Raw genomic sequence first — 23,051 nt, 5'->3', positions numbered from 1 at the left:
ATCGTGCCCATGCTCAGCGTGCTCTGCGTCCTGCCTTGAGTGTGCGGCGCGGCGCAGAGTTGTGACGCAGAGCGTCACCCACGGCATTCCCACGCTGGAGCGTGAGGAACGATAATCCTGTAACTATCGTGCGGCGCTCCGCGTCGCATGCAGTTCTGGACGCTCCGCGTCCTGTCTTGAGTGTGCGGCGCGGCGCAGAGTTGTGACGCAGAGCGTCACGAACGGCATTCCCACGCTGGAGCGTGAGGAACGATAATCCTGTAACTGTCGTGCAGCGCTCCGCGTCGCATGCAGTTCTGGACGCTCCGCGTCCTCTTTAACTATGACAGCCCTGCATCCACCAGCCATTGCTCCAGCCCTTCGAGGTCGGGAATGCGGGCTACGGTTTCGCCGATCTGTACGGCGGCCAGTTCCAGTTCGGCCAGCGGGACGTCGACATAGCTCAACTGGCTGTCGACCTTGCACGAACGCGGGATGCCCTGGGTCAGCAGAGCGATGAACCTGACGTCGTTGCGTCCGCCCAGCGCGTTGAGCACCACGATCCGGGCTCGACCGCCAACGCGGGTGCGGCCTCCGCAGGCGGCTTCGAAGCTGAGCAGCGGCAAGGTCAGTTCGCGCCAGCTGATCGGCCCCAGATACCACTCGGGGGCGTCCGGCTCTGCGCTGCAATCCTGGTAATCGATCAACTCGGCGACCGCAACATTGGGCAGCAGCAGATGCCGGTCACTCAACGGCACCAGCAAGCCAGTCAGGCTGGTCAGACGGCTGGTCTGGAACGTACCTTCAGACATGCACCTGACTCCAGTAAGCGATGCTCTCCAGCAACACGTTTTCCTGATACGGCTTGCTCAGGTACTCGTTGACGCCCACTGCCATCGCCCGATCGCGATGCTTCTGGCCCGAGCGGGAGGTGATCATGATGATAGGCAGGTCCTTGAGCTGTTCGTCCTGGCGGATCTGGCTGGCCACTTCAAAGCCGTCCATGCGCGGCATTTCGATATCGAGCAGCATGATGTCAGGCGTGTGCTCCTGCAACAGGGTCATGGCATCGACCCCGTCCTTGGCGGTCAGCACATGCATGCCGTGGCGTTCCAGCAAGCGGCTGGTAACTTTACGCACCGTCACCGAATCGTCCACCACCATCACCAGCAATGGTCTGGCGTGCTCGGCTTCGTGGTAGGCAGGCGCCAACCCTCTGAAAGGCAAGCCCTGCAAGGTACGAATCTGCGCCATCAGATCAAGAATCAGCACCACGCGGCCGTCACCCAGAATGGTCGCCCCGGAAATGCCCTGGACCCTGGAGAACTGCGTACCCAGGCTCTTGACCACGATCTCGCGCGAGCCAGCCAGCGCATCGACCTGCACCGCCACCCACTGATCCTGCAGATGCACCAGCAACACCGGCAGCGGCTGCAATTGCCCCGCCAGCCTGGGCGGACTGCTGCCCAGCAACTCGCCCAGATAACGCAATTCGTAACTGCGCCCGCCATATTGATAGCGCGGCGGGGTGGTCTGGTAATAGCCGTCCAGCTCATTGGCCATGACGCGCACGATGCCATCGACGGTATTGAGCGGCACCGCATACTGTTCTTCGCCGCACGTCACCATCAACGCCCGGTTGACCGACACCGAAATCGGCAGTCGAATACGGAAGCGCGTGCCCTGGCCCGGTACCGAGTCGATGACCATCGAACCGCCCAGTTGCTTGACCTCGGCGTGCACCACATCCATGCCCACGCCACGGCCGGAAATCTGGGTGATGATCTCGCTGGTGGAAAACCCCGCCTGCAGAATGAACGGCAACACTTCATGGTCGGACAGATCGGCATCCGGATGGATCATGCCGCGCTTGATGGCCTTGCGGCGTACCGCAGCGAGGTCAACACCAGAGCCGTCATCGCTCAGTTCGATGACCATATCGCCGCCTTCGTACATCAATTCCAGACTGATATGGCCCTGTTCCGGCTTGCCGGCTGCGATGCGTTTTTCGGTGCTTTCAAGCCCGTGATCGACGGCGTTGCGCAGCATGTGCTCCAGTGGCGCGACCATTCGCTCCAGCACGTTGCGGTCCATTTCACCGTCGGCGTTGCCCACTTCGAAATGGACTTTCTTGTGCAGCTCCGAGGCCACCTGGCGCACCACGCGACGCAGGCGCGGCACCAATCGTTCGAACGGCACCATGCGCGTACGCATCAGGCCTTCCTGAAGCTGAGTGTTGACCCTGGCCTGTTGCGACAGCAGCGTTTCCGCATCGCGAGCGCGCGCACCGAGGGTTTCCTTGAGGTCCATCAGGTCGGACGCCGATTCGAACAGCGCGCGTGACAACTGCTGCAACTGCGAATGACGGTCCATTTCCAGCGGGTCGAACTCTTCATAGCCCAGTCGCTCGGCCTGGACCTGCTCACGGCTGAGAATGCGCCCCTGGGTTTCCATGTCCAGACGACGCAACTGATCGCGCATCCGCTCGATGGTGGTTTCCATCTCTACCAGGGCGATCTGTGAATCAATAATCTGCTGTTCGATGCGTCCACGGAAGATCGAGGTTTCGCCGGCCAGGTTGACCAGGTCTTCCAGTTGCTCGGCAGGCACCTTGACCATTTCCGGGCCACTGCGCTCTGCCTCACCCTCGGCGGCCGGGGCCACGGCGACCACCGACTCCGGATGGACCTCCAGGTCCTGCGCAGCAAGCACAGCGCCCGACGGCTCGTCGGTGGCCAGCCTGCGAATGCTCTCAATCAGCAAGGTCGCGTCAGGCAGCGGCTTGTCACTGCGCACGGCATCGAGCATGTCGGCCAGCACATCCTGGCCGCTCTGCAACAGCCCCATCATCAACGGCGCGGGCTGCAGGCTGCCGGCGGAAAGCCCCTCGTAAAGCGTCTCCAGTTCGTGGGCCAGATCGCCTATCGGAGCAATTTCCACCATCCGCGCGCCGCCCTTGAGGGTGTGCAGGTCGCGCAGCAGGTTTTCGACTTCCAGCATGTTGTGCGGATCGGCCTGCCAACGCGCCAATGCCGCGCCCGAGCTTTCCATGATGTCGAAACCTTCCTCGAGGAAGACTTCACGCAGCTCGGTGTCATGTTCGGGAAGATCTTCACTGGCGGCAGGCGAGGCTTGCACCTCGGGTCCGGCGCTCTCGAGCGTGCGGCAGTTGCGCAGCGCGTCGATCAAGGCCGAAGGGTCGCTGAGCGTTTCCTGCCGATGCAGTTGCTCGAGCATAATCGCCAGATGGTCGTGGCTCTCGTGCAGCAGCTCGGCCAGCGCCGGCGAATGGTTGAAGCGCCGGTCGATCAAGCCTTCGTAGAGGTTTTCCAGTTCGTGGGCCAGATCGCCCACCTCGGCCACCTCAGCCATCCGCGCACCGCCCTTGAGGGTGTGCAGATCGCGCTGCAAGGAGGCCAGCGGCGCAGGGTTTTCCGGGTCGGCCAGCCAGCGCTGCAACGCCTGACCGGCGCTGTCGAGGATATCGACGGCCTCTTCCAGAAATATCTCGACGATTTCGTCGTCCGGCCCGGCAATTTCAGTGTGCCCGGCCTCGCTGGCCAGCTGCGCGGTGGCGGCGTTGAGCTCGGTAACGCTCAAGGTGCGGTGGCCGTCGCTCTTGACCAGCCCGGTCGCCGATGGGTCAAGCGCCTGATCCAGCAGCTGGTTCAAGGCACGCACGCATTCGGGACGTGGCTCGACATCCTGGCCGGCCGCCACCTGATCGAGCATGTTGATCAGCGCTTCGTGAGCATTTTCTGCCACATCGAAAAACCGCTCGCTGACCGCCAGACTGCTTTCCTCGACCGCGCCGTAGAGGTCGAGCAAGGCTTCGCACAGCTCATCAACCTGCGGCAGGTCAGCCAGGTGCGCGCCATGACCGAGGGTGGTCAGTTCGTCGAGCAGCGCGCTCAGTTCCTGGCGTTCGCCGGGGTGCTGCCGCCAACGCTGCAGCAGGTTCTCCGCGTCCAGCACGATGTCCATGCCTTCGGCCAGAAAACCGGCGAGCAGCGTGGGGTTGCGCTTGATTCGCAGGCCGCTGTCCGACTCGCGCAGCACCACGGTGAGGCGGTCGTTGAGCATCGCCAGGGCAGCCTCGATCAACGGCGCAGCACCCGGAATATCCGCCAGCGGCGTGCTGTCCAGTTGCTCGAGGCCCTTGTGCAGCAACGGTTCGGCGCTGCGCAGCAGGGCGAGCTCCGGTGAACCGATATCGATCAGGTTGGCCTTGTATTCACGAACTAACTGGTCGAGCGGGCTGGCCAGTTCGGCAATCGGCAGCACTCCGGCCATGTGCGCGCTGCCCTTGAGCGTATGCAACGCACGCAGCACGGCGTCGCTGATCGCCGGCGACGCTGATTGTTCGGCATTGTCGAGGAAGCGACCGAGGGTGTTCAGATGGCCGAGCGCTTCCTGCCGGAAAATCTCCAGCAACTGTGGATCGAGCGGTTCGTCGGCAACGGGCGTGCCTGGCGCATGATCCTCCACGGCCGGCAGCGTCGGTGGCTCCAGCCCGTTCGCCAACGCATGGGCGCGAGCCGCCAACAGGTCGACATCGTCGCGCTGGCACTGCGCATCTTCGGCAAAGTCGCGGATGACCGACGGCAGCAGCGCCTGCACTTCGCTCATCAGTTGCTGCACTTCGAGGCCCGGAAGTACATCGCCTTCCAGCACCCGGTTGAGCAGGTTCTCCACCGACCAGGCCAGCTCGCTGAGGATCAGCGCACGCACCATCCGGCCGCTGCCCTTGAGGGTATGAAACGCACGGCGCACTTCGGTCAACGCCGTGCTGTCCCAGTGGCCGTCGCGGCCGAGCGAGGCGAACCAGCGCGGCAGGTACTCACGCAGCGCGTCGAGCACCTCGTCGGCCTCTTCGAGAAACACATCGCGCAACTCGTCGTCCACCGCCTCTTCCCCGGCCGAGGGCGGCAACAGGCTGGTGGGGACGTTACGGGCGGGCGGGTTAACGGCCGAGACCGGGCTGGCGAGGACCTGGGCAATGGTTTGCGTGGGGCTGACCAGCGCCTTGCGGTCATCCAGTTCGAGCAACTCGTCCTGAGTGATGATCTCTTCGAGCAACGGCACTTCGAGGGTGTCCGCAGCGGGCGTATAGCCCAGCCGTGCCAGGCTTTGCTGGGCCATGTCGAGCACTTGGTCGCCCGGCGCCTGATGGTCTTCGAGCATGCGCTCCAGGTAATACTCGATGCCGGTGATGGTGTCGGCCAGGCAATCGAGCTGAACCCAGGTGGGACGGGTTTCGTCCACCAGCAGGTGTTCCTGAATGTATTCGTTGCAGGCGGCCAGCAGGCTGGCCGCACGGGCCAGCGGGATCATGGCCAGCGCACCGCGAACCTGCACGATCAGCGCGCACAGCGGATCGAGCCGCTGTCGGTCCCACTCGCCGTCGATGTAATCGAGGATCACGTCCTTGGCCTGCTGCAACACGGTGCGGGCTTCGCGAATCACCAGTTGATGAATCTGCGTCAGGTCGGTGGTCGGCAGGCGGCTTTCTTCGCGGCTGACCTGCTCGTGGCTCCCGGCCATGCCGGCAAGGGTCGATTCGACGTAGAGCAAGGCACCCGCCACATCCATCAGCGCCGCGTCGCTGGGCTCGCGCTGCCCCTGGGCCAGACCGAGGACCACAGACAACTGATCGATGATCACCTTGCGCGGCTGGCCGAAACCCAGCACCGCCAGGGTATCGGCAATCTGTCGCAACGGCGGCAGCAACGCGTTGAGCTCGCTGACATGCTGACGGTCGCCGCGCACGAACACGTCGAGCCGTTCCTTGACCCTGACCAGCCCTTCGCACAAGGCCACGATCACCGAACGCATGGCGTCTCGGTCCGGACCGGCCATGCGGGCGCGCTCTTCGTTGACCACGTCGTTGCCGGGCAAGGCATCGGCCAGCGCGTACTGGTCCTTGAGGTCGAGCATCTTCGGCGCCAGGCTGTCGGACTTGGCGATATAGAACAGCAGGCTTTTCAACAGCTCTTCGGGGGCGGGCTGGTTGATGCCGGTGACGCCCTGCTCGGCCAGCCGCTTGAGTTCCTTGTCGGCGTCCTTCAACAGGCTGCGCAGCGCCGGGCTGTTGGTGAAGTTGCCGTTGAGCATGGTTTCGACCAGTGCCGAGGCAATCCGCCAGAGCGCACCGAGCGGCGCGTCTTCGCACAACTGCTCAAGCCGGGCAAACACCTTGGCCATGTAACCGAGCTGGGTCTGCACGCCCTGCTCGCGCATCAGGCCGGCCAGCGCCGCCTGCAGGGTCTGGCGCAGCTTGCGCAGCAGGTTGGGCAATTCCGGGGTATTGCGCCGCGCCAGCTCCTCTTCATCAAGCGCCGGCACGACGACCAGCTGCGGGGCGAACAGGCTGGTTTCCGAGAGCAGACTTTCGCCCCGCGCGCTGCGCAGGTCATTGAGCAGTGGCAAGACCACCAGCGGCAGGTCGCGGCGCGCGGAATGAATGCGCTCCAGGTAAACCGGCAACTGACTCATGGCCTGGATCAGCAGTTGCTCGGACTCGATCGGATGGCTGACACGGTTCTGCTGGACCGCCAGCGCCAGTTGCTCGATTTCCTCGGCCAGCAACGCGGCGCCGTAGAACTCGATCATCTGCAGACTGCCGTGAACCTGATGCACCAGGTTCAGGCACTCGGCCATCGCAGCAGCATTGGCCGGGTCTTCGATGAACAGGTCCAGCGCCTGACGGGCCTGGCGCAGCGTTTCGGCGATCTCGCCCTTGAGCCACTCAAGAGCAACGTAATCGTGACGATCAGCCATGACGAGTACCGTCCGTTACCCAATCAAGGTTGTTCATGTGCGGTACATCATCCGGCTTTCTTCGATGACGGCAGGGCAAAGCCCGATACCGATCGGCGCATTTCGCTGGCCATTTTCGCCAGATTGCCGATGCTTTCAGCGGTGGCCGATGTGCCCGAGGTGGTCTGCGAAGTGGTCTGCTGAATGACGGTCATGATCTGCGAAATCTGCCCGGCAGACTCGGCCTGTTGGTGGGCGGCATCGGTGATACTTTCGATCAGCTCGGCCAGCACCCTGGACACCCCTTCGATTTCCCCCAGCGCCACCCCGGCGTCCTGCGCCAGGCGTGCGCCGCGCACCACTTCGCTGGTGGTCTGCTCCATGGAGATAACCGCCTCGTTGGTGTCGTTCTGGATGGCCCGGACCAGTGTTTCGATCTGCTTGGTCGCGGACGACGAACGTTCGGCCAGCCGCTGTACTTCGTCAGCCACCACGGCAAACCCTCGTCCGGCATCACCGGCCATCGACGCCTGAATGGCGGCGTTCAAGGCCAGAATATTGGTCTGGTCGGCAATGTCGTCGATCAGGCTGACGATGTCGCCAATCTCCTGGGATGACTCGCCCAGACGTTTGATGCGCTTGGAGGTGTCCTGAATCTGCTCGCGAATGTTGTCCATGCCGTGAATGGTGTTTTGCACGACCTCGTTGCCTTTATTGGCAATCGTCACGGAACGCTCCGCCACGGCCGAGGACTCCGAGGCGTTGGTCGAAACCTGATCGATGGACGCCGCCATGTCGTTGATCGCCGTCGACGCCGCACTGATCTGCAACGCCTGATGCTCTGAGGCAGCCGACAACTGCATGGCCGTCGCCTGGGTTTCGGTCACCGCAGCCGCCACCTGCTCGGCGGTCAGGTTGATGGTTACCACCAGCTCGCGCAATTGATCGATGGAGTAATTGATGGAGTCGGCAATCGCCCCGGTGAAGTCCTCGGTCACCGAGGCCGTGACCGTCAGGTCGCCGTCGGCGAGGTTCTCGATCTCGTCCAGCAGACGCATGATCGCCGTCTGGTTGCGCTCGCTCTTCTGCGCGGTTTCGCGCAGCTGGCGATTGGTCTCGCGCACCATGATCAGACCGATGAGGATGATCGACGCCAGTGCCAGCAAGCCCAGCACATAGCCGCCGACGGTGTTCACGGTACGGCGCTTGGCGAGGTTTTCCAGGCTGTTGGCGAGTACCGAGGTCTCATCCAGCAGGGTTTGTGAGGTGTTGAAGATGTTGCCCGAGGCCTCGCGCACCTGATACAGCTCGGGCGAGGTTTCGAGAATCTCGTCCACGGAGCCTGAGACGAATTCGAACAGTTCGGCGATCTCCGCCAGCCGCGCGCGCGCATCGCGGTCCTCGACCTGGGAGATGCGCAGCGTGGCGTTGCCCTCCAGCATGCCGTTGAGCACACGCCCGAACTGACTGGCGTCGCGGCCAAAGGCATCGGCGGCCTGCACAGCCGTTTCATCACCGGCCAGTACGGTGTTGACCGAGCCGAGAATTCGTTCTGCGAGCAATGCCTGACGTTGCGCAACCACCACCTGTGCGGCAGGGGCACGGCTTTGCAGGAGGTTCTCGACGACTTTTTCGTATTCGGCCTGCAATTGCGGAATGGTTTCGGCCAGCGTCGCCGCCACCTGATGCAGCGACAGAACGGTCTGCTCGCTGGCCAGAATCACGTCGGTGCTCTTGCGCAGCCCTTCCCAGTCACGTTGCACGGTGCGCAATTCGTCGCGTATCAGATCAGGAGCCGCAGGCAAGCCGGTGGCCGGGTCGCCTTTTCTCAGGTAGCCCCAGCGCACGTCGAAATCGTTTCGCGCATCGGCCAGCAATTTGAACGCCTGGGTTTTGCCGGCAGCCGCTTCGGTGGCGTTTTTCGCGATGCGTTGCGACAGGACGCGCAGCTCACCGGCATGCCCGATGTACTGTTTGTCGTAGTTGGACTGAGTGTTGAGGTAGGCGAAGTTGGCGAACAGCAACATGATGAAAACGATAAGCGCCACGAACAGCAGAATAATCTGCGTCCGGCTTCTTGCGCCTTCCCTTGACCGGTCTGTACTACTCATTAATCAGGCCCCCGCCTGGATCAATTGTGAAACACACCAGGCCCGACATGCTAGGACGCCAGGTCCATGAAATCCGCAGACTGCACCAGCGCCCATGGGCTGAAGATCTGCCACGCTTGCTCGCGGATAAACTGCCCGCGCAGGAACGGCACCATACGCTGATCCATGTCCTGCGGGGTCTGGGGTATGAGGCTCAACTGACTGAAACGTTGCATGCCGAACACTTCATCGACCAGCAGACCGGCAAATACGTCATGGTGCTCGACCACCAGCACCCGGCGCTGTTTGCGCACCGGCACCAGTTCATGGCCGAAAAACCCGCACAGATCCATGAGTGGCAGCAACCGACCGCGCAAATTGGCGATACCCGCCACCCAGAACTTCACCCCGGGCATTACCGCATGATGGGGTTCGTGGAGGATTTCGGCGATCTCGCCAATCGGCGCGACAAAGCGTTGCTCGCCCATGCGAAAGCCGATGCCGACCCAGTCCTGCTGATGGGCTTCCTGCAGCGGCAGGCCCGCCGCCAGCGAACGACAGCGTCGATCCATATCCAGAAGCAGTTCAAAAGCGGTGCGCGGCTCGGCCATGGCGATTCCGGCAATCAGCCGGCCAGCACCGCATTCAGGGTTTTCATCAGGGTTTCTTCGTCCACCGGCTTGGTCAGGTAATCCCGCGCGCCCTGGCGTTTGCCCCAGACCTTGTCGGTCTCCTGATCCTTGGTGGTGATCATGATCACCGGGATCATGCTGGTGTCGGCATCCTTGGTCAGCTGGCGCGTGGCCTGAAAGCCGTTGAGCCCCGGCATGACGATGTCCATCAGCACGGCATCGGGCTTTTCCTGACGGGCCAGGGCCACGCCATCAGCGCCGTTTTCGGCCTTTAGCACTTCATGACCGTGCTTTTCCAGCATGCCGGTGAGTTTGTACATTTCAGTCGGCGAATCATCGACGATCAATATTCGAGCCATGGGTGTTCCCCGTCAGATTACGAGCGCGCGACATCAGGCGCGGGCGTCATGATATGTGTTGTTCTGCTGCAACGAAGCCCGGCACATGAGCCTTGATCGCGCTGAGCAGTTCTTCCTTGCTGAAAGGCTTGGTCAAAAACTGATCGGAACCGACAATCCGCCCCTTGGCCTTGTCGAACAGGCCGTCCTTGGAGGACAGCATGATGACCGGCGTCGACTTGAATGCCCGATTGTTCTTGATCAGCGCGCAGGTCTGATAACCGTCCAGACGCGGCATCATGATATCGACGAATATGATTCGCGGGTGGTTATCGGCAATCTTGGCCAGCGCGTCGAAACCGTCTATCGCAGTGATGACTTCACAGCCTGCGTTCTTGAGCAGTGTTTCGGCAGTGCGGCGGATGGTCTTCGAATCATCGATGACCATGACTTTCAGGGCGGAGGCGTGTTGTTCCATAGCTGCTCTTCCATCGCCGCAGCGAATTTTTGCGCATTCTGCGAGGCACTGGGAGCCTGACGGTATCGCTTCGTTGATCGACTGGGACCGAAGACCGGATGCCGAGCCTTTTTAGCACACTCTCCAGACGCAATCCATAAAGTGCACCTTGGCGCATCGCGGCAGGCCTGCCCCTTGACCGGGAGCAATCGGAGCGCCACCCTGATGCCAATTTTACGGCCGTTGCGGCCCTTACCGATCAGAGGATATTGCCCATGAGCGTTCGCCTAGGGATTGTCATGGACCCCATTGAGCGCATTTCCTATAAAAAGGACAGCTCGCTGGCCATGCTGCTTGCCGCCCAGGAACGCGGCTGGTCACTGTTCTATATGGAACAGAAAGACCTGTATCAGAACGCTGGCCAGGCCCGCGCACGCATGAAGCCGCTCAAGGTGTTTGCAGATCCGGCCAAGTGGTTCGAGTTCGAAGCCGAAGTCGACGCAGGTCTGGACGATCTGGACGTGATCCTGATGCGCAAGGATCCGCCGTTCGATATGGAATTCGTCTACGCCACCTACCTGCTGGAGCAGGCCGAGCGTGCCGGCGTACTGGTGGTCAACAAGCCGCAGAGCCTGCGCGACTGCAACGAGAAGCTGTTCGCCACGCTGTTTCCGCAGTGCACGCCGCCGACGCTGGTCAGCCGCCGCGCGGACATCATCCGTGAATTCGCCGAACAGCATGGCGACGTGATCCTCAAGCCGCTGGACGGCATGGGCGGCGCGTCGATCTTCCGCCATCGTGCGGGCGATCCGAACCTGTCAGTGATCCTCGAAACACTGACCGCCCACGGCACGCAGCAAATCATGGCGCAGGGTTACCTGCCGGCCATCAAGGACGGCGACAAGCGCATTCTGATGGTCGATGGCGAACCGGTCCCGTATTGTCTGGCGCGCATCCCGGCAGCCGGCGAAACGCGTGGCAACCTGGCGGCAGGCGGACGTGGCGAGGCCCGTCCGTTGAGCGACAAGGACCGCTGGATCGCCGAGCAGATCGGCCCGACCCTGCGTGAAAAAGGCCTGCTGTTCGTCGGCCTCGACGTGATCGGTGAGCACCTGACCGAAATCAACGTCACCAGCCCGACCTGCATCCGCGAAATCGACAATGCCTTCGGCACCAACATTGGTGGCCTGCTGATGGACGCGATCGAGAAGAAGCTGCAAGCGCGCAAGGGCTGATCAGCCGCTGACGCCGCTGGCCACGGACAACACCGTGCGCCACGGCGCCAGATCGATTCCCTTCGTCCGATCCGCAGCAGAGCGGCGCGGCACATTGCGTTATCATGCGCCACCTGTAACACGACACGGATTTTGACATGCAGGCTGACGAGATGCTGAACCGCCAATGACATCGATGGCCAACAACGACCTCCCCCTGGAACTCGCCAACGCCGGTGTGCGCCCTGCCGATCGCCTGGGTTTTACCATGATGATCGCGGCGCTGATTCACCTCGCGGTGATCCTTGGCGTGGGCTTCACCTATGTAAAGCCGGAGCAGATCTCGCAGACGCTGGAAATCACCCTGGCCAGCTTCAAAAGCGAAGAAAAGCCCAAACAGGCTGACTTTCTGGCGCAAGACGATCAGCAGGGCAGCGGCACTCTGGACAAGGCCGAAACGCTCAAGACCACTGAGCTGGCGCCCTATCAGGACACCAAGGTCAACAAGGTCACGCCGCCCCCGGCCAGCAAGCCGGTGGTCAAACAGGAAGCACCGAAGACCGCCGTCGCGACCACCGCGCCCAGTCAGCAGAAAACCGTTGCCAAGCGCGATGAGGTCAAGCCCGAGCCCACCACCAAGGCCGCACCGACCTTCGACAGCTCGGAACTGAGCAACGAAATTGCCAGCCTGGAAGCCGAACTGTCGACCGAACAGCAGCTCTACGCCAAGCGCCCGAAGATCCACCGCCTCAATGCGGCCTCGACCATGCGCGACAAAGGTGCCTGGTACAAGGATGACTGGCGCAAGAAGGTCGAGCGGGTCGGAAACCTGAACTATCCTGAGGAAGCACGGCGCAAGCAGATCTACGGTAATTTGCGACTTCTTGTGTCAATCAATCGGGACGGCTCGTTGTATGAAGTGCTGGTGCTCGAATCTTCAGGACAGCCTTTGCTGGATCAGGCCGCACAGCGGATCGTGCGTCTGGCGGCGCCTTTTGCGCCGTTCACCGGCGATCTGGCGGATATCGATCGACTGGAGATCATTCGCACCTGGAAATTTGCACGCGGAGACAAGCTGTCAAGCAACTGAACTTTTTGCCAGCTGACGCCCGACACCCAAACGTGTCAGTTGTCAGCCGGGCAAGGCAACGCCAAACTAGGGCTCATGAAAAAAGTCTCTCCGAGTTATCTCAAGCATCATTTCCTCATCGCCATGCCTCACATGCACGATGAGAACTTTGCTCAGACCTTGACCTACATTGTCGAGCACAACGCCAATGGCGCCATGGGGCTGGTGATCAACCGCCCGCAAAGCCTGACCCTGGCCGATGTGCTCGAACAACTGCGACCGGAACTTCCGGCACCGAGACACTGCCAGGACATCGTCATTCATACCGGCGGGCCGGTGCAGACCGATCGCGGCTTTGTGCTGCATCCCAGCGGCCAGAACTTTCAGGCGACGGTCAATCTTCCGGGCGGGATTTCCTTGTCGACCTCTCAGGATGTGCTGTTCTCCATCGCCGATGGCTACGGGCCTGATCAAAATGTGATCACCCTGGGTTACGCGGGCTGGGACGCCGGTCAACTGGACGCTGAAATGGCCGACAATGCCTGGCTGACCTGTTCGTTCGACCCGGCCATCCTGTTCGATGTCGACAGCGAGCAGCGTCTGGATGCTGCCGCCAGACGCCTGGGCATCAACCTCAACCTGATCTCGACCCAGGCGGGGCACGCTTGATGGCCGCCTTACGGCTGCTGCTGGGCATTGATTACGGCACCAAACAGATCGGCGTTGCGGTCGGCCAGGCGATTACCGGCCAGGCACGTGAACTCTGTACGCTCAAGGCGCAGAATGGCGTGCCGGACTGGGACAAGGTCCAGGCGCTGATCAACGAATGGAAACCTGATGCGATCGTGGTGGGTCTGCCGTTGAACATGGACGGCACGCCCAGCGACATGAGCGCGCGCGCGGAAAAGTTTTCGCGCAAGCTCAACGGACGCTTTGGTGTAACGGTCTACACCCATGATGAACGCCTGACCACCTTCGAAGCCAAGGGCGAGCGCATGGCGCGCGGCGGCCAGAAAGGCAGCTATCGCGACAATCCGGTGGACGCCATTGCCGCTGCGCTGTTGCTGCAAGGCTGGCTGGATGAGCACCCCGAACTGTTGAATGTGTGACTTTTTCTGCCTTTATCGCTTCGAGATACCCGGATTCCACGTTATCGCTTGAGCATCGCGCCACGGACCAGACTGTGTAAAAACGTCACGAGCGAAGGCAAGACAAGGCAAAAACAGGCGAAAACGGCCGGGGTCGCGACCGACTCTAGGTGTTCTAAATGAGCATTTTTCGCCTGTTTTTAACGCAGTATTGCCAAGCGCAGTAGTTTTTTACACAGTCTGGGAAGGACGCTGCCCGAGCCTCAAAGGAGCAAATATGAGCCTGCCCGATCCCGCCGAACTGATTCGTCAGATGGCCACTGACCTGAACGCTCACCTGAGCAAGCGCGGCATCAGCGACCCTCGTTTCATCGGCATCCGCACTGGCGGTGTCTGGGTTGCCCAGGCGCTGCTCAAGGCATTGAACGACCCCGCTCCGCTGGGCACGCTGGACGTTTCGTTCTATCGCGATGATTTCAGCCAGAACGGCCTGCACCCTCAAGTGCGCCCTTCTGAACTGCCGTTCGAGATCGAAGGCCAGCACCTGGTGCTGATCGATGACGTGCTGATGAGCGGCCGTACCGTCCGCGCCGCACTCAACGAACTGTTCGATTACGGCCGCCCGGCCAGTGTCACGCTGGTCTGCCTGCTGGACCTGGACGCCGGTGAACTGCCGGTACGTCCGAACGTGGTCGGCGCCACTCTGTCGCTGGCACCGAATGAACGCATCAAGCTGTCCGGCCCCGAGCCGCTGGCGCTCGAACTTCAAGACCTCTCCACCGCCCTTTAAGAGTCCATTGCGATGACGCCTCTCGACGCCAAGCGCCCGCTGCAGCTCAACCACTTGGGCCAGCTGCGCCATTTCCTGTCTCTGGACGGCTTGCCCCGCGAGCTGCTTACCGAAATTCTCGACACGGCCGACTCGTTCCTCGAAGTCGGCGCCCGGGCGGTCAAGAAAGTCCCGTTGTTGCGCGGCAAGACGGTGTGCAACGTGTTCTTCGAGAACTCCACGCGCACCCGCACCACGTTTGAACTGGCGGCCCAGCGCCTGTCAGCCGACGTGATCACGCTGAACGTCTCGACCTCGTCCACCAGCAAGGGTGAAACGCTGTTCGACACCCTGCGCAACCTCGAAGCGATGGCCGCCGACATGTTCGTCGTGCGCCACGCGGACTCAGGTGCGGCGCACTTCATTGCCGAGCACGTCTGCCCGGACGTCGCGATCATCAACGGCGGCGACGGCCGCCATGCTCACCCGACCCAGGGCATGCTCGACATGCTGACCATCCGCCGTCACAAGGGCGGTTTCGAGAACCTGTCGGTGGCCATCGTCGGTGACATCCTGCATTCACGGGTGGCACGCTCCAATATGCTTGCGCTCAAGGCGCTGGGCTGCCCGGACATCCGCGTGATCGGACCGAAAACCCTGCTGCCGGTGGGCGTCGAACAATACGGGGTCAAGGTCTACACCGACCTCAACGAAGGTTTGAAGGACGTGGACGTGGTCATCATGCTGCGTCTGCAGCGCGAACGCATGACCGGTGGCCTGCTGCCCAGCGAAGGCGAGTTCTATCGCCTGTTCGGCCTGACCACTGCGCGTCTGGAAGCCGCGAAGCCGGATGCGATAGTCATGCACCCCGGCCCGATCAACCGCGGCGTGGAAATCGAATCGGCAGTGGCCGACGGCGCGCATTCGGTGATTCTCAATCAAGTGACTTACGGTATCGCGATCCGCATGGCGGTGCTGTCCATGGCCATGAGCGGACAGAACGCACAACGCCAATTCGAACAGGAGAACGCCCAGTGAAGCTCAGCATCCTCGGCGCTCGCGTCATCGACCCGGTCAGCGGGCTGGATCAAATCACTGACCTGCACCTCGAAGCAGGCAAACTCAGCGCCATCGGTTCGGCACCGGCGGGTTTCGAGCCCACCCAGACCATCGACGCTACCGGGCTGGTTGCAGCACCGGGCCTGGTCGACCTCAACGTATCCCTGCGCGAGCCTGGCTACAGTCGCAAGGGCAGCATCGCCAGCGAAACCCGCGCGGCGGTGGCAGGCGGCGTGACCAGCCTGTGCTGCCCGCCACGTACCAAGCCGGTGCTCGACACCTCGGCAGTGGCCGAGCTGATCCTGGATCGCGCCCGTGAGGCCGGGTTCAGCAAGGTGTTCCCCATCGGGGCGCTGAGCAAGGGCCTGGAAGGCGAACAGCTGGCAGAACTGATCGCCCTGCGCGACGCAGGCTGCGTGGCCTTCGGCAACGGCCTGAGCAGCTTCAGCAACACCCGTACGCTGTGCCGGGCGCTGGAATATGCGGCGACCTTTGACCTGACGGTGATTTTCAACTCGCAGGATCGTGATCTGGCCGAAGGCGGTCTGGCGCACGATGGTCCGACGGCCAGCTTCCTGGGCCTGGCGGGCATTCCCGAGACGGCCGAGACCGTGGCGCTGGCTCGCGACCTGTTGCTGGTCGAACAGAGCGGTGTACGCGCGCACTTCAGCCAGCTGACCAGTGCACGTGGCGCGGCGCTGATCGCCCAGGCGCAGGCGCGCGGCCTGCCGGTGACGGCGGATGTCGCGCTGTATCAGTTGATTCTGACTGACGAGGCGCTGATCGACTTCTCCAGCCTCTATCACGTGCAGCCGCCACTGCGCACCCGCGCTGACCGCGATGGCCTGCGTGAAGCAGTGAAGAGCGGTGTCATCCAGGCGATTTCCAGCCATCACCAGCCGCACGAACGCGATGCCAAGCTGGCACCGTTTGGTGCTACGGAGCCGGGCATCAGCAGCGTCGAACTGCTGCTGCCGCTGGCCATGACGCTGGTGGATGACGGCCTGCTGGACCTGCCGACCCTGATCGCCCGCCTGAGCAGCGGCCCTGCCGCCGCGCTGCGCCTGCCGGCCGGCAAGCTGAGCGCAGGAGCGCCGGCCGACATCGTCCTGTTCGACCCGGCCGCCTCGACGGTTGCAGGCGAGACCTGGCTGTCAAAAGGCGAAAACTGCCCCTTCATCGGCCACTGTCTGCCGGGCTCGGTACGCTACACACTGGTGGATGGACGGATCAGCTACAGCCGTTGAGCCCGCTCCGGGCTCTCGCTCCCGCACAGAGCGCTCATCGTTATACACAAGTCCGCTTTTGATTCTGGCCGAAGGCCGTGGGAGCGAACTTGTTCGCGAAGGGTTTCGACTACCGTGCGACGCTCCGCGTCGGCATGCCGTTCTGGACGCTCTGCGTCCGGTCTTGAGCATGCGGCGCGGCGCAGAGTTGTGACGCGGAGCGTCACGACAGGCATTCCTAAGCAGAGCGTGAGGAACGATAGGTGTTCGGGCCGCGCTCTGCGTCAGCCCCTCGCCCCAAGCCTCACCCGCGTCGGGCGTTCTTCATCGAGATCTGGTCATTCAATGTCCAGAAGTCATAGAGGATGCCGACCAGAAACAACCCGCCGGTAAACAGGTAGATGATCCCGGTGATCCACTTGCCCTGGTACATGCGGTGCACACCGAACAGGCCGAGGAAGGTCAACAGCACCCACGCCACGCTGTAGTCGGTGGAGCCAGGTGTAAAGCGCAGGTCGGCGTCACGGTCCATCGACGGGATCAGGAACAGGTCGATCAGCCAGCCGATGCCAAACAGACCGAATGTGAAGAACCAGATGGTCCCGGTGACCGGCTTGCCGTAGTAGAAGCGATGCGCTCCCAGGAACCCGAAAATCCACATCAGGTAGCCCATGACCTTGCTGTGTGTGTCTGAACGATAGGCGTTCATTTTTGCCCTCTTTGCGCTGATAGAAAAAAATACATAACAAAATTGTGACTTGGTTTCCCTATTCCGACGTATGGCACATGAGGCGGTTTAATGCCGCCAAGCCCTTGTCGCTAAAGGGATTAGCCCGAAAAAAGAAAGAGTCTGTCGCATAAAACGCAATGATGCCACTGTGATGCGCTCGACAAATGGGGTCAGTTTTTTTGAAAAAGCTGTTATAAAGTTGCGCGCTGACCACCATGAGCCCTGCCGAATGCGTCCTTTTTTCAAGACATGGCTAACCATTTGCCTATTTATGCCTCTGGCCGCCCACGCCACCAATCGTGAGCAACAACTTCCTGCGAGCTTCTCGGGCTACACCGCCAAAAGCCACTCTTCACCGGCACTCGCGACTCGCAATGCACCCCAGGAAGCCACCACTACCCGAACTCAGTACGGCGCTACCAGCGCTGTCCAGAAGCCGCTTTCACGCAAGAACGCCAGGAAAGTCGCGGCCTTGCAGGCTCCTGCCCCCGCCAAGCAAGGCAGCGCCGTTGTAAAACGCGCCTTGCAGGCTGTGGGCACGCCTTATCGCTGGGGCGGCACCACGCCCGGCAAAGGCCTGGACTGCAGCGGACTGGTCAAATACGCCTACACGGATGTCCGTGAGGTCGACCTGCCACGCACCTCCAATGCCATGGCCCAGGGTCACGGTCAGACGGTGGATCGCAAGGACCTGAAACCCGGTGATCTGCTGTTCTTCAACATCAAGAGCCGCAACATCAACCACGTCGCCATTTACCTGGGCGATAACAAGTTCGTTCATGCGCCGCGCCGTGGCAAGGCCGTAACTGTCGATACGCTGAACAAACCGTATTGGAACAGCCACTACAAGATCGCCAAGCGTGTGTTGCCCAAGCAACCAGGGCAAATGCGTGTGGTTCAGCGCTGATCCTGGCCTGAATCCGCGGTCTGCAAGCCGCATCTGAAAAAGGGGTCTTGAACGCGTTCAAGACCCCTTTTTCGTTCCTGCAGCATCCCTGCGATCAGAAGTTGTCCGGCACCTTGGCGCGTTCGCGTGCGCTTTCGCGGGTGATCAGCCCCTTCTTCACCAGATCGGCCAGGCACATGTCCAGCGTCTGCATGCCCATCGAGCCGCCCGTCTGGATCGACGAATACATCTGCGCCACCTTGTCCTCGCGAATCAGGTTACGGATCGCCGGGGTGCCCATCATGATTTCGTGCGCCGCCACGCGTCCGCCGCCGACCTTCTTGAGCAACGCCTGCGAGACCACGGCGTGCAGCGATTCGGAGAGCATCGAGCGAATCATCGATTTTTCCTGAGCCGGAAACACGTCGACGATCCGGTCGATGGTCTTGGCCGCTGACGTAGTGTGCAGCGTGCCGAATACCAGGTGGCCGGTTTCAGCGGCGGTCAGCGCCAGGCGGATGGTCTCCAGGTCACGCATTTCACCGACCAGAATCACGTCCGGGTCTTCACGCAACGCCGAGCGCAGCGCCTCCGAGAAGCCCAGCGTGTCGCGGTGCACCTCGCGCTGGTTGACCAGACACTTCTTCGACTCGTGGACGAATTCGATCGGGTCCTCGATGGTCAGTATGTGGTGATGCTTGTTGTTGTTCAGGTAGTCGATCATCGCCGCCAGGGTGGTCGACTTGCCTGAGCCGGTCGGCCCGGTAACCAGAATCAGGCCGCGCGCCACGTCGGTAATCTTCCGAAACACATTGCCCATGCCCAAGTCTTCCATGCTCAGGATTTTCGAGGGAATGGTCCGGAAGACCGCGCCGGCACCGCGGTTCTGGTTGAAGGCGTTGACCCGAAACCGCGCCACGCCCGGTACTTCGAAGGAAAAGTCGGTTTCCAGCCGCTCTTCGAAGTCCTGGCGTTGCTTGTCGTTCATGATGTCGTAGATCAGCGCCTTGACCTCCTTCGCGTCCAGCGGGGGCAGGTTGATACGCCGTACATCGCCGTCGACGCGGATCATCGGCGGCAGACCTGCAGAGAGGTGCAAGTCCGACGCGCCCTGTTTGGCACTGAAGGCCAGCAGCTCGGTAATATCCATACAGCTCCTCAATCACATAGAATGCCGCAGACTTTAGCCCTGCTGGCGCAAATCAATGTCCACGATAGCAGCGAACATTTCAACGCTCGAACAGCGAATTCGCGACGCAGCGCTTGCCGCTGAGCGCGATCCGGCGTCCGTCGGCCTGCTGGCAGTGAGTAAAACCAAGCCCGCCAGTGACCTGCGTGAAGCTTACACCGCAGGTTTGCGCGATTTTGGCGAAAATTATTTACAGGAAGCCCTGGGCAAACAGCTCGAACTGAGCGACCTGCCCTTGTGCTGGCACTTCATCGGCCCCATTCAATCGAACAAGACGCGAGCTATCGCCGAGAACTTCGACTGGGTACATTCCGTGGACCGCCTGAAAATCGCTCAACGCCTGTCCGAGCAACGCCCCGAAGCGCTTGAACCGCTGAACATCTGCATTCAGGTGAACGTCAGTGGTGAAGACAGCAAGTCGGGCTGTACGCCTCAGGACCTGCCTGCGCTGGCCGCTGCCATCATCGCGCTGCCGCGACTCAGATTGCGCGGCCTGATGGCCATACCCGAGCCCACAGACGATCCTGCGGCGCAGGACGCATCCTTCGCCGCAGTGCGCGTGCTGCAGGAGCAGTTGAACCTGTCGCTCGACACACTTTCCATGGGCATGAGCCACGACCTGGAAGCCGCCATTGCACAAGGCGCGACCTGGGTGCGCATCGGCACGGCTCTTTTTGGCGCCCGCGACTATGGCCAGCCATAACCTCTTCATAAGGACCCCTTCATGAGCAAGACCCGTATTGCCTTCGTCGGTGCCGGAAACATGGCCGCCAGCCTGATCGGCGGCCTGCGCGCCCAAGGCGTGGAGGCGGCACTGATCAGTGCCAGTGCGCCGGGTGCCGAAACCCGCGAGCGCATCGCCAACGATCACGGCATCCAGGTATTCGCCGACAACGCCGACGCCATCAATGGCGCCGACGTGGTGGTACTGGCGGTCAAGCCGCAGATGATGAAAAACGTCTGTCAGGCCTTGAAGTCCAGTCTCGAACCTCACCAGCTGATTGTTTCGGTCGCGGCCGGCATCACCTGCGCCAGCCTGACGCAATGGCTGGGCGAGCAGCCGGTGGTGCGCTGCATGCCCAATACCCCCTCGCTGCTGCGTCAGGGTGCCAGCGGGCTGTACGCGACCGACAACGTCACGCCAGAGCAGCGTGAGCAGGCCGAGGCGTTATTGGCCGCGGTCGGCATCGCGGTCTGGGTCGAGCAGGAAAAACACATGGACGCTGTCACGGCAGTGTCCGGCAGTGGCCCGGCGTATTTCTTTCTGATGATGGAAGCGATGACCGCGGCAGGCGTGAAACTGGGTCTGCCGGAGGACATCGCTAAAAAGCTGACCCTGCAAACAGCGCTGGGCTCGGCCTTGATCGCGACGGGCAGTGATGCAGGCGCGGGCGAGCTGCGTCGTCGTGTCACTTCGTCGGGCGGGACCACCGAGGCGGCTATCAAGGCATTTCAGGCGGGCGGCTTCGAGGCACTGGTGGAAACGGCACTGACTGCCGCAGACCATCGTGCAGCCGAGCTGGCTGAACAACTGGGCAAATAATTTTCGGGTTTTCTGGAGCAGATCGATGATCGGATTGAACACCGCTGCAATTTACGTCCTGCAGACGCTTGGCAGTCTTTACCTGCTGATCGTGCTGTTGCGCTTTGTCCTGCAACTGGTACGGGCCAACTTCTACAACCCGCTGTGCCAGTTCATCGTGCGCGCCACCCAACCGCTGCTCAAGCCGCTGCGGCGCATCATCCCCAGCCTGTTCGGGCTGGACATGTCGTCGCTGGTGCTGGCGATCATCGTGCAGATGATCCTGATGGCCCTGACCCTGCTGCTGATGTTCGGCACCACGGGCGACCCGCTGCACCTTCTGCTGTGGTCGATCATCAGCGTCACCGCGCTGTTCCTGAAGATCTTCTTCTTTGCCCTGATCATCAGCGTGATTCTGTCGTGGGTCGCACCGGGCAGCCATAACCCTGGCGCGGAACTGGTCAACCAGATCTGCGAACCGGCACTGGCACCGTTCCGCAAGATCGTCCCGAACCTGGGCGGCCTGGACATCTCGCCGATCCTCGCATTCCTGGTACTCAAGCTGCTGGACATGCTGGTCATCAACAACCTCGCCGCCATGAGCGGCATGCCGGATGTGCTGCGGCTGTTGATGTAAGCACTATTGTTGCCACGTTCCAATGCTCGACGTTACACACAAGTCCGCTTTTGATTCTGGCCGTAGGCCGTAGGAGCGAACTTGTTCGCGAAGGGGTAGGTACATCCAAAGAGGATATATCGACCCAAGCAACGCCTTCGCGAACAAGTTCGCTCCTACAACAGCCTTAACTATCGTGCCGTTGATTTACGTCTCACAATATCCCTTATTGCCGCTGCACCCCGCGGTCTTTAGACTTACGCCTCATTCACGCGAGAGCAGGGTCGATGCCCACGGTATTCCCCCACGATTCTGTCGGACTGGTCACACCGCAAACGGCGCATTTCAGCGAGCCTCTGGCGCTGGCCTGCGGTCGTTCGTTGCCAGCCTATGACCTGATTTACGAAACCTACGGTCAACTCAACGCCGCACGCAGCAATGCCGTGCTGATCTGTCATGCGCTGTCCGGGCATCATCATGCCGCTGGCTTCCACAGCGCCGATGACCGCAAACCCGGTTGGTGGGACAGCTGTATCGGTCCCGGCAAGCCTATCGACACCCAAAAATTCTTCGTCGTCAGCCTGAACAATCTGGGCGGTTGCAACGGTTCGACCGGGCCGAGCAGCATTGACCCGGACACCGGCAAGCCGTTCGGCGCCAACTTCCCGGTGGTGACCGTGGAAGACTGGGTCAACAGCCAGGCCCGGCTGGCCGACCTGCTCGGTATCGACACCTGGGCTGCGGTGATTGGCGGCAGCCTGGGCGGCATGCAGGCGCTGCAATGGACCATCAGCTATCCGCACCGCGTGCGCCACTGCCTGGCAATTGCCTCGGCACCCAAGCTGTCGGCACAGAACATCGCGTTCAACGAGGTGGCGCGCCAGGCCATTCTCACCGACCCGGAATTTCACGGTGGTTCGTTCCAGGAGCGCGGCGTCATCCCCAAACGCGGCCTGATGCTGGCGCGGATGGTCGGGCACATCACCTACCTGTCGGATGACTCGATGGGCGAGAAATTCGGCCGTGGCTTGAAGAGCGAAAAACTCAACTACGACTTCCACAGTGTCGAGTTCCAGGTCGAAAGCTATCTGCGCTATCAGGGTGAAGAGTTTTCCGGGCGTTTCGACGCCAATACCTACCTGTTGATGACCAAGGCACTGGATTACTTCGATCCTGCGGCGAACTTCAATGACGACCTGGCCAAGACCTTCGCCAACGCCACAGCCAAATTCTGCGTGATGTCGTTCACCACCGACTGGCGCTTCTCGCCGGCCCGCTCGCGGGAACTGGTGGACGCGCTGATGGCCGCGCGCAAGGACGTCTGTTACCTGGAAATCGACGCACCGCAGGGCCACGACGCCTTTCTGATCCCGATTCCGCGCTACTTGCAGGCTTTCGGTAATTACATGAACCGAATTTCGTTGTGAG

At 61.6% G+C, this 23,051-nt stretch carries 20 protein-coding genes; 12 read left to right on the top strand and 8 right to left on the bottom strand.

Annotated elements, in window-relative coordinates; genetic code table 11:
• Positions 1-320 precede the first annotated feature (320 nt).
• From GE543_RS22845 to pilG, 6 genes are read right to left on the bottom strand one after another with little or no spacing between them, the layout of a single operon-like run.
• On the bottom strand, positions 321-791 hold the full coding sequence (locus tag GE543_RS22845) for a chemotaxis protein CheW (protein WP_003392217.1): 471 nt from the start codon (positions 789-791) through the stop codon (positions 321-323).
• Complete coding sequence (locus GE543_RS22840; protein WP_153222437.1) at positions 784-6,759, bottom strand: Hpt domain-containing protein; 5,976 nt, start codon at positions 6,757-6,759, stop codon at positions 784-786. Before GE543_RS22840 ends, GE543_RS22845 begins: the two co-directional genes overlap by 8 nt.
• 47 nt (positions 6,760-6,806) lie before the next feature.
• Positions 6,807-8,849, bottom strand: a complete 2,043-nt coding sequence (locus tag GE543_RS22835; RefSeq protein ID WP_153222436.1) for a methyl-accepting chemotaxis protein — start codon at positions 8,847-8,849, stop codon at positions 6,807-6,809.
• A gap of 50 nt (positions 8,850-8,899) precedes the next feature.
• Complete coding sequence (locus GE543_RS22830) at positions 8,900-9,439, bottom strand: chemotaxis protein CheW (protein ID WP_024682800.1); 540 nt, start codon at positions 9,437-9,439, stop codon at positions 8,900-8,902.
• A gap of 14 nt (positions 9,440-9,453) precedes the next feature.
• Positions 9,454-9,819, bottom strand: a complete 366-nt coding sequence (pilH, locus tag GE543_RS22825) for a twitching motility response regulator PilH (RefSeq protein ID WP_003316741.1) — start codon at positions 9,817-9,819, stop codon at positions 9,454-9,456.
• Positions 9,820-9,865: 46 nt separating this feature from the next.
• Positions 9,866-10,276 carry a twitching motility response regulator PilG gene (gene pilG / locus GE543_RS22820; protein ID WP_002551738.1) on the bottom strand — a complete coding sequence of 137 codons (411 nt, stop codon included), beginning with the start codon at positions 10,274-10,276 and terminating at the stop codon, positions 9,866-9,868.
• Positions 10,277-10,530: 254 nt separating this feature from the next.
• Here pilG and gshB point away from each other — a divergent pair, with 254 nt between their 5' ends.
• From gshB to GE543_RS22785, 7 genes are all read left to right on the top strand, one after another.
• On the top strand, positions 10,531-11,490 hold the full coding sequence (gene gshB, locus GE543_RS22815; RefSeq protein ID WP_003316740.1) for a glutathione synthase: 960 nt from the start codon (positions 10,531-10,533) through the stop codon (positions 11,488-11,490).
• A 166-nt stretch (positions 11,491-11,656) separates the two neighbouring features.
• A complete protein-coding gene (locus tag GE543_RS22810; protein ID WP_003316738.1) occupies positions 11,657-12,559 on the top strand; it encodes an energy transducer TonB in 903 nt (300 codons plus the stop codon).
• A 75-nt stretch (positions 12,560-12,634) separates the two neighbouring features.
• Entirely contained in the window at positions 12,635-13,207 is a 573-nt protein-coding gene (locus GE543_RS22805) for a YqgE/AlgH family protein (protein WP_046236031.1), read from the top strand.
• Positions 13,207-13,647: a Holliday junction resolvase RuvX gene (gene ruvX, locus GE543_RS22800; protein ID WP_002551734.1), complete on the top strand. Its 441-nt coding sequence runs from the start codon at positions 13,207-13,209 to the stop codon at positions 13,645-13,647. The genes GE543_RS22805 and ruvX overlap by 1 nt, the downstream gene beginning before the upstream one ends.
• A 256-nt stretch (positions 13,648-13,903) precedes the next feature.
• Positions 13,904-14,416: a bifunctional pyr operon transcriptional regulator/uracil phosphoribosyltransferase PyrR gene (pyrR, locus tag GE543_RS22795; protein WP_004409370.1), complete on the top strand. Its 513-nt coding sequence runs from the start codon at positions 13,904-13,906 to the stop codon at positions 14,414-14,416.
• A gap of 12 nt (positions 14,417-14,428) precedes the next feature.
• On the top strand, positions 14,429-15,433 hold the full coding sequence (locus tag GE543_RS22790; RefSeq protein WP_003316734.1) for an aspartate carbamoyltransferase catalytic subunit: 1,005 nt from the start codon (positions 14,429-14,431) through the stop codon (positions 15,431-15,433).
• Positions 15,430-16,701 carry a dihydroorotase gene (locus GE543_RS22785; RefSeq protein WP_003366140.1) on the top strand — a complete coding sequence of 424 codons (1,272 nt, stop codon included), beginning with the start codon at positions 15,430-15,432 and terminating at the stop codon, positions 16,699-16,701. The genes GE543_RS22790 and GE543_RS22785 overlap by 4 nt, the downstream gene beginning before the upstream one ends.
• Positions 16,702-16,984: 283 nt before the next feature.
• Here the strand turns inward: GE543_RS22785 and GE543_RS22775 are convergent, their stop codons facing one another.
• Positions 16,985-17,389, bottom strand: a complete 405-nt coding sequence (locus tag GE543_RS22775; RefSeq protein WP_003345171.1) for a TM2 domain-containing protein — start codon at positions 17,387-17,389, stop codon at positions 16,985-16,987.
• A gap of 250 nt (positions 17,390-17,639) precedes the next feature.
• Between GE543_RS22775 and GE543_RS22770 the strand changes: the two genes are divergently transcribed.
• Positions 17,640-18,317: a C40 family peptidase gene (locus GE543_RS22770; RefSeq protein ID WP_103696645.1), complete on the top strand. Its 678-nt coding sequence runs from the start codon at positions 17,640-17,642 to the stop codon at positions 18,315-18,317.
• 94 nt (positions 18,318-18,411) lie between these two features.
• On the opposite strand, the gene GE543_RS22765 is transcribed toward GE543_RS22770, so the two are convergent.
• A complete protein-coding gene (locus GE543_RS22765) occupies positions 18,412-19,446 on the bottom strand; it encodes a type IV pilus twitching motility protein PilT (protein ID WP_003404551.1) in 1,035 nt (344 codons plus the stop codon).
• Positions 19,447-19,501: 55 nt separating this feature from the next.
• On the opposite strand from GE543_RS22765, the gene GE543_RS22760 reads away from it, so the two are divergent.
• From GE543_RS22760 to GE543_RS22740, 4 genes are all read left to right on the top strand, one after another.
• The gene (locus GE543_RS22760; RefSeq protein ID WP_153222435.1) at positions 19,502-20,188 is read left to right on the top strand and encodes a YggS family pyridoxal phosphate-dependent enzyme; all 687 of its coding nucleotides are present in this window, start codon (positions 19,502-19,504) and stop codon (positions 20,186-20,188) included.
• A 21-nt stretch (positions 20,189-20,209) separates the two neighbouring features.
• Positions 20,210-21,028 (top strand): pyrroline-5-carboxylate reductase, encoded by an 819-nt coding sequence (proC, locus tag GE543_RS22755; RefSeq protein ID WP_153222434.1) that lies wholly within the window; start codon positions 20,210-20,212, stop codon positions 21,026-21,028.
• A 25-nt stretch (positions 21,029-21,053) separates the two neighbouring features.
• The gene (locus tag GE543_RS22750) at positions 21,054-21,644 is read left to right on the top strand and encodes a YggT family protein (protein ID WP_003345162.1); all 591 of its coding nucleotides are present in this window, start codon (positions 21,054-21,056) and stop codon (positions 21,642-21,644) included.
• Positions 21,645-21,910: 266 nt separating this feature from the next.
• Positions 21,911-23,050, top strand: coding sequence for a homoserine O-acetyltransferase (locus tag GE543_RS22740; protein WP_003316725.1), 1,140 nt, complete (start codon positions 21,911-21,913; stop codon positions 23,048-23,050).
• The last annotated feature ends 1 nt before the right edge of the window (position 23,051 follow it).

Origin of the sequence: Pseudomonas sp. SZ57, assembly GCF_009495975.1 — a bacterium.
Taxonomy (GTDB): domain Bacteria; phylum Pseudomonadota; class Gammaproteobacteria; order Pseudomonadales; family Pseudomonadaceae; genus Aquipseudomonas; species Aquipseudomonas syringae.
Note: the sequence above shows the minus strand (reverse complement) of the source record. Positions and strands in the feature narration are given on the sequence as shown.